Genomic DNA, 6,484 nt, shown 5'->3' with positions numbered 1-6,484 from the left:
GCGGGCCCAGTTGCGGAAGTTGCCATGGGCCGCGTGGCGGTCCGCGAAGGCGATGTCCGCAGGATCGGTCTGTGCCCAGACGGGGTGGTAGAGGGGGATGGCCTGCTGAACTTCCTTCAGCGTGAGCTTGGTGACGTGCTGCCAGATGAAGATGCGGGAGGAGAGCATCGGCTCCTTCCGCAACACCGTGTGTGCCCCCTCGCCGCCGGCGAAGATGATCGCGATCTGTGAGTACGGGTGGTCCCAGACGAACCGAAAATATTCGAACGTCTCTCGATTCAGCCATTGCGCTTCGTCCACGACCAGCGTACGTGGCTGGGCTGCCAGCGAGTCCAGAAGCAGCCGATCGAACTCGGACGGGTGACGCGGAGGTTCGCCCGGCAGACCGAGGGCGGTGAAGAGCTCGTGGCGCACCGCACGGGCGGTGGGGCGGGCGCGGAAGGCGATCCGGCAGACCTCCTCACCCCGGGTCCGCTCAAGCTCACGCAGGCAGACGTTCGCGGCAAGGGGCTTGCCCACGCCTGCCGGGCCGTGGAGGCACATCATCGCCCTGGCGTCGATCGTGTCGGTGATGTTCTCCCTCGCGGCCAGGAGCGCGCGGGTCGTGACGACCGCGGCGTCCGCGAGCTGGGTGTAGTGGTCGGTCTCCCGCGGTGGCAGCTGGCTCGTCATCGCTTTTCTTCCCGTGTGGCAGGGCGTAGGGAGGCTGGGGTGTTCCAGTCGTCGGGCGGTGGGGCGTGAGGGATGAGGTCTGGTAGGGCCAGGGCGGCCATGTCGCTGTCGGATGCGGCGGCGAGTTCCTGATCGGCTTCGGCTGTCGTGACGGCACCCAGGCGCTGCGCGGGCGTGGGAGTGGTGGCCGGGGCGAAGCGCTGCCGGCGCAGGGCCTCGGCCTTCTTGGCCTCCTCACGCAGGCGGCGGGCCCGCACGGTGCGGGTACGGCGCAGCTCGTCGAGCTGTTCGGGGGTGGCGGCGTCCGCGAGGTGAGCGGTGCCGAGGTGGCGGCCCGTGGGGTCGCAGACCTCGATCTCGTGATCGTGGTGGGGCATGTGCCGGATACGGACACGGCGCCCTGCCTGGCCGGCCATCCACGCACCGAGGTAGTCCCGGCCACGCCAGCGCACGCCGTGACTGCTCAGCTTCCGCACCCGACCGTCATCCTCCAGCATCAACCCCCACAAGGCGGCCTCGGGGATGTCCGAGAGCGGCGTGGGGTCGGCCTGCCAGGCCTCAAGGGGAGTTCGGCCTGACAGGTCTGCGGGTAGTGCTCGGTGTTCCACCACCGCGCCCAGTCCAGGACCTCGGTGGTGAACTCTTCGAAGGTCAGGGGCGGGAGCTCGTCGGGGTCGGGCTTCTTCTTAGCGCGCCGGGGCTTGGGGGTGAGGGTGTAGCCGGGCAGGACGGCGAAGAGCATGCGGTCGGCACACCGGTTGAGGTTCTCCACCGTGCCCTTCAGATGGGGACTGTAGGCAGGCAGGTCATCGCACTTGGTCTTCAGGTCGGTGAAGGCGGCCAGGACCGTCTTCGACAGGAAATCCCGGCCCCGGTCGACCCGCACGTGCTCAGGAATGCCGCCCGCCGGCCCGTACGGTCCGGTGCGCAGCACCGCGGCGCGCAGAGCCGCCAGGATCGAGGCCCGGGACGGATAGCCGAGGGTGACGGCCGTGCCGGTGATCGTCTTTGTCGCGACGTCGATGAACCACGTCACCCACGGGCGCACCAGCTCCCCGGCCGCGTCGACCTGGAGCGGTGCCTGGACGTGGTCGGCCTCCCAGGTGTGGTTCCGCCACAACCGCGGTCGGCGCCCGAACACATCGTGGGCCCGGGCCGCCTCCGGCCCCCGGGCCAGGCCGGCGCGCTCACCCGCGGTCAGATCACGGCGCACCGCACGTAGGAACGTCGACAACGACGGCACCGGATCCAACACGGGCACCGCCTCCGCAGGAGCCCCGCCCGGCACCGCGGTGACCGGCTCCCCGGCTGCGGCACGGGCGCGAACGACCAGCTGCCGGTGAACCGCCGACGCGTTCCCCCGCCAGTACGCCAGCAGCACCCGGACCTCCGGCGTCACCTCGAACCGGTCCACCGGGCGTTCCCCCGGACGGCCCGCCTTACGGGGCTCGGCTTCGGCCTGTGCAAGCCAGCGCCACACCGTCCGCTCCGATACCCCCAGGCACTCCCCCGCAAGGCGCGCATGCCCCCGCGAAAGCCTCCCCTGTCCCCGAAGCCGCAGCAGCTGCTGAACCGCAGGACCGCGCAACGCGGCCAAAGCCATGCCTTGCAGTACCGGCGCCGACGCCAGCTCAGGTGCGTCCGGAGGTGCATCCAGCGGCGACGGGCCTTCCGTCCCAGGTGAACTGATCATGGAACCGGCTCCCTGCCGTCTGGTCTTGGTACCCCATTCCGAACCCTTGCCGCCGGCCGTCACGGGTAGGGGCCCAGTCGGGCGCAGGCCTGTTCGATCAACGCACGGTCCACCCGTACGTCCCGGCACCGCTTGGCCAGGGCGTAGACGTGGGAGGTGATCTTCGCCCAAGTCCGGAAGTTGCCCCGCGCCACCGTCGCATCCGCCCATCCCACATCCGCCGGATCGACGCCTTCCCACACGTCATGGAACATCGCCAGCGTCTCCGCAAGCCGCTCCTGGTCCAGCCCGGGGACCTGGTGCCAGGTCAGCACCCGCGACCGCAACGCAGGCGCCCTCGCGATCACCCGCTCCACTCCCGCCCCGCACAACAGCAGCGCGGCAGCCGTACCCGGCTCGTCCCACAGCAGCCGCAGGTAGTCCAGCAGCGGCGGGGACAAGCGTTGCGCGTCGTCGAGGAACAGCACACCGGGCCTGCGCAGCGCCTCCCCGAGAGCGCGGTCCGCCGGCGGCGCACGATGAGATAGAGAACCCGCCGCCAGCCCCAACGCCTCCAGCAGCGAGGCGCGCATCTGCGGCAGACCCGGCTTCACCCCGACCACCGCCCGCCAGACAGGCACCCGGTCAGGCAGCAGGTGCAGCGCCTGCTGCACCGCCACCGTCTTCCCCACCCCCGGCTCCCCGAACACACACCCAATCCCCCGCGCGGCCACCGTGTGCCCCACGACCTCCACCACAGCAGCCACCGAGGCCGTCGACACCACCCGCGCCGCCGGCACAAACAACCGCACCCCACCCCGCGACGGACCAGTGCTCTCCCCACCACCGTTGTCTGCCCCGTGCCCTGGCATCGCCGCCGGGTCTGCGTCGACCACCGGCAGGCCCTCACCCGCCCGCTGCAACTTCAGCTCGGCCAGGACCTGGTCATAGCGGCCCGCCTCGACCCGGTTCCGTGACGGCCGAGCCACCTCCAACACCCGCCCCGCCTGCAGATCCCGGCGCACGACACGATGGAGCGTTCCCAGGGACGGCACACTCTCCAGCGAGGGTGATCCGTCTGCCGTCAGCCTGCGGTGCAACGCCGCGACGTTCCCGCCCACCTCGGCCAGGACCGCCCACTGCTCGTCATCCAGCGTGAACCCGTCCTGCCGCCCCACCGGCTCCAGCCGGCCTTCCCGCGCCTCCGCCAGCCACTTCCACACCGTCCTAACCGTCACCCCGGCAGCCTCCGCCATCACCCGCACATGCAGAGACGACATCGACCCGGGCCCCTGGTCGACCGCCAACAACCGACGCACCACCACACCCCGCACCAACCGGCCGTCCTCACCCATACCCGCCAGCACACCCCCACTCCGGTCGGCCGCACACAGGAATGGGCAACCCCATGACAGCCAACCACCACCGTGGTAGCCACCTCATGACAGCAGCCCGGTCACCCCATGACAGCCAAGACCATCAGGCCCGCGGCTACGTGAGGAGGAGCGAAGAGCATCTACGGCATGACCGGGTCGTCATCGCAGTAGGTAACCGTCCTCGTACTACGCCTCCAGGGCCGTAAGGCCGGGCTTCGTAGCGAGACCAGTAAGAAGAATGATCTTCGGAGTTATACGCTCCGCAGCCCGCCTTCCCTCCACTTCCCGCCGGAGGATCTGCACCGTAGCGTCAGACCACCTGGGCTTCGAGGTGGCCAGCACAAGCCCGCCAGCCCCGAGGGTCGTACAGCCCTCGATGAGCTTGCAGACGTCTCGCTTCTGTTCTTTGGCGGTACTCGCGAGGGCATCCCCGCTCTTTGCTTCCCCAAGCCACACCTGATCCAGCGTGGCCAGGGCGAAGTCGATCTCCACGAACGGATTGCCACCTCGGAGAACCTCGAACTCCTCACACACCAACGACGGCCGGGCCCAGTGCTGGGTTCGAAGGAACTGGGTTGCCAGCAGGGGGACGTCTCCGTCGTTCTCAACAAGCTCACGTACCGCTGGATGAAGCTCGTAGTACCAGGTCGGCTCCGAAAGCGGCGACTTCCAGCGTTCCTGGATCAGACTGTTCTCACCACCGCACCGTCGGCATGAGTACTCCTGAGTGATCTCAGCGAGCGGGTAGAACTCATAGATCGGGCAGTGACCGCATCCCAGCACAAGCCCACGCCGGACTACGCCCTGACTCGCCCATCTGTCCAATTCGCCACGTCTCGCGCGGTCGTCCCAGCCATCCCGCTCGTATGCAGCAATTGCTTCCCAGGAGAGTACGAGCCCCGACCTCAAGGCCCATGAACTGTCTGGCGGTAGCTCCCACATTGTCTTCTTCGAGGTGAACGCACGAAGCACCGGCCATCCTGGGCTGGAGGCAAGCAGCTCCAGGTCGATACGCGAGCCCAGAAGTCGCTCGGCGATGGCTGCCCGCTTGCCGGCCGCGCTGGGGCGGATCGCAGCGCTCTGGGCTTCGGCAGCGTGTTGCAGCAACTTCTTGATCGACGGCCAGGACAGCTTGGGAGCAGCCAGTCGGCCTGCGAGGGATGCTCCCGCAGACACGAAATCGAATCGGTGAGACCAGTAGGTGATCCCTCCATCCGCAGGCCGGACAAAGGTCTCCCACGGGTTCTGATCACTGGCCATCACGGTGGAGCTCGTCAGAGTGTGCAGAGGCGGCACCGGATGATCCCCTGCGGTGAGCGTCACCTGCCAGCGGTGCCGGTCGGGATCGAGACCGGGGGGCACCTCCCCAGGCAAACTCAGCGCCGCAGTGAGGGTTCCCCCCTCACCAACCAGCGCCGGGAGCGAGCGGGGCTGCTCCCAGGCCTCACGCAGCACCACCATCTGCCGGCTCGGAAAGTCCAGCTCTGTGGGAGAGGCAACCTCTGGAGCCACATCGCTCTCGGGCTCGACAGACGGGATACGCAACCGCCAACTGGCCGCTGCCCTCTCCCGCACCGCATCGACAGTCATGGAAGCGCTGGTCGCCAGGATCCGGCCCTGCCTGTAGGACCGGACGTACAACCAACCCTCATTCCTGGACGGCTCGCTCCAGGGAATCCAGAAGACATGTCTGTGAACCTGATCCAGAACCTCGGCCAGGGCATAATCCTCAGGCCTGTCCCCGAACACCAGCAGCGTGTCCCGGTTCGGGATCCCGCGCTGGACGGATATGCACAGAGCAGCCTCGTGGGACCTGACAGCGATGGCCCCTGGCCCTGCGGCCTTGCGGAGTTCGGCCACAACCTCCGGCTCCGACTCATGGACTTTGGCTGCTTGCCACACTGAGGTTTCCACCTCGTCGGTGACCGCTTCCTCCAGCACGCCGATGCCCATCGCGCAGGACAGAGCTTCGGTCGTGGTCACCAGCCCGCGTGGCACCCCGTAGAGAGGAACCCGAGCCACATCCTGCAGTTGGGTGAGGTCGGATGGGGCGGCGTCATCAAATAGGTGAGTCAGTTGGACATGGTCCTCGCACCGGTTCACAGCCAACCGTGAACGCAGGCCCTCGGCAGCCTCCTCTGCCTGCGCCACGATCGCATGGCTCCATGCCGTTCCCCGCAACATTTCTGTGGCCGCGTCGCGAGCCGCATCGTCCTCAACCCGCTGCCCGGCGATCAGCCGCTCCACCAGCCCAGGAACAAGCCTGTCTACCGAACCCCACGACGGGTGGTAGGCCACAACGTGATCAGGCCCGAACTGCGCCAAAGCCCGCTCCACTCCAGCATGGCCCACCGCAGTTGCAGGGACGACCACGCTGCCACTGCCTCCCCACACCTGCGACACCCGCGCCAGACCGAGAGCCATCCACCGCACCCAGTCACCGTCATGAGGCACCACAACCACCAGCCGCGGAGGACGCGCCGACACAGACAACGGCACAAACGAGAACGCCTGCTCACCCATCCCCGCAGCATCCCAGCCCCAAGCCACGGCCGGAGACGAACCGAGCAGTATCCGGCACCATTCCAAGCCGACAGGTCGTGCACTGGAACAGTCACACCCATGACAGCCAGCCATCCTCGCGATGGGCGCCTGACGACAGCAGCTTGGTCATCTCGTGACAGCCATGATCACCATCACAGTGCAGCATGAACTGGGACAGCCTCCTCATGTTGGCTGACGCCCATCTGATGCCACGAGCCCA

At 68.0% G+C, this 6,484-nt stretch carries 5 protein-coding genes; all 5 read right to left on the bottom strand.

Going from position 1 to position 6,484, the window contains the following annotated elements; all coding sequences use genetic code 11:
• Nucleotides 1-672: ATP-binding protein (locus ABZY31_RS30925; RefSeq protein WP_356416955.1), on the bottom strand; the 672-nt coding region annotated here is incomplete at its 3' end.
• Nucleotides 669-1,148, bottom strand: coding sequence for a Mu transposase C-terminal domain-containing protein (locus tag ABZY31_RS30920; protein WP_356416953.1), 480 nt, complete (start codon nt 1,146-1,148; stop codon nt 669-671). The genes ABZY31_RS30920 and ABZY31_RS30925, both read right to left, overlap by 4 nt.
• Before the next feature lie 20 nt (nt 1,149-1,168).
• On the bottom strand, nt 1,169-2,086 hold the full coding sequence (locus ABZY31_RS30915) for a hypothetical protein (protein WP_356416951.1): 918 nt from the start codon (nt 2,084-2,086) through the stop codon (nt 1,169-1,171).
• 338 nt (nt 2,087-2,424) lie between these two features.
• On the bottom strand, nt 2,425-3,699 hold the full coding sequence (locus ABZY31_RS30910; RefSeq protein ID WP_356416949.1) for an ATP-binding protein: 1,275 nt from the start codon (nt 3,697-3,699) through the stop codon (nt 2,425-2,427).
• A gap of 2,236 nt (nt 3,700-5,935) precedes the next feature.
• The gene (locus ABZY31_RS30905; protein WP_356416957.1) at nt 5,936-6,001 is read right to left on the bottom strand and encodes a hypothetical protein; all 66 of its coding nucleotides are present in this window, start codon (nt 5,999-6,001) and stop codon (nt 5,936-5,938) included.
• Nucleotides 6,002-6,484: the final 483 nt, after the last annotated feature.

It is taken from the genome of Streptomyces sp. NPDC006529 (genome assembly GCF_040611795.1).
GTDB lineage: Bacteria > Actinomycetota > Actinomycetes > Streptomycetales > Streptomycetaceae > Streptomyces.
Note: the sequence above shows the minus strand (reverse complement) of the source record. Positions and strands in the feature narration are given on the sequence as shown.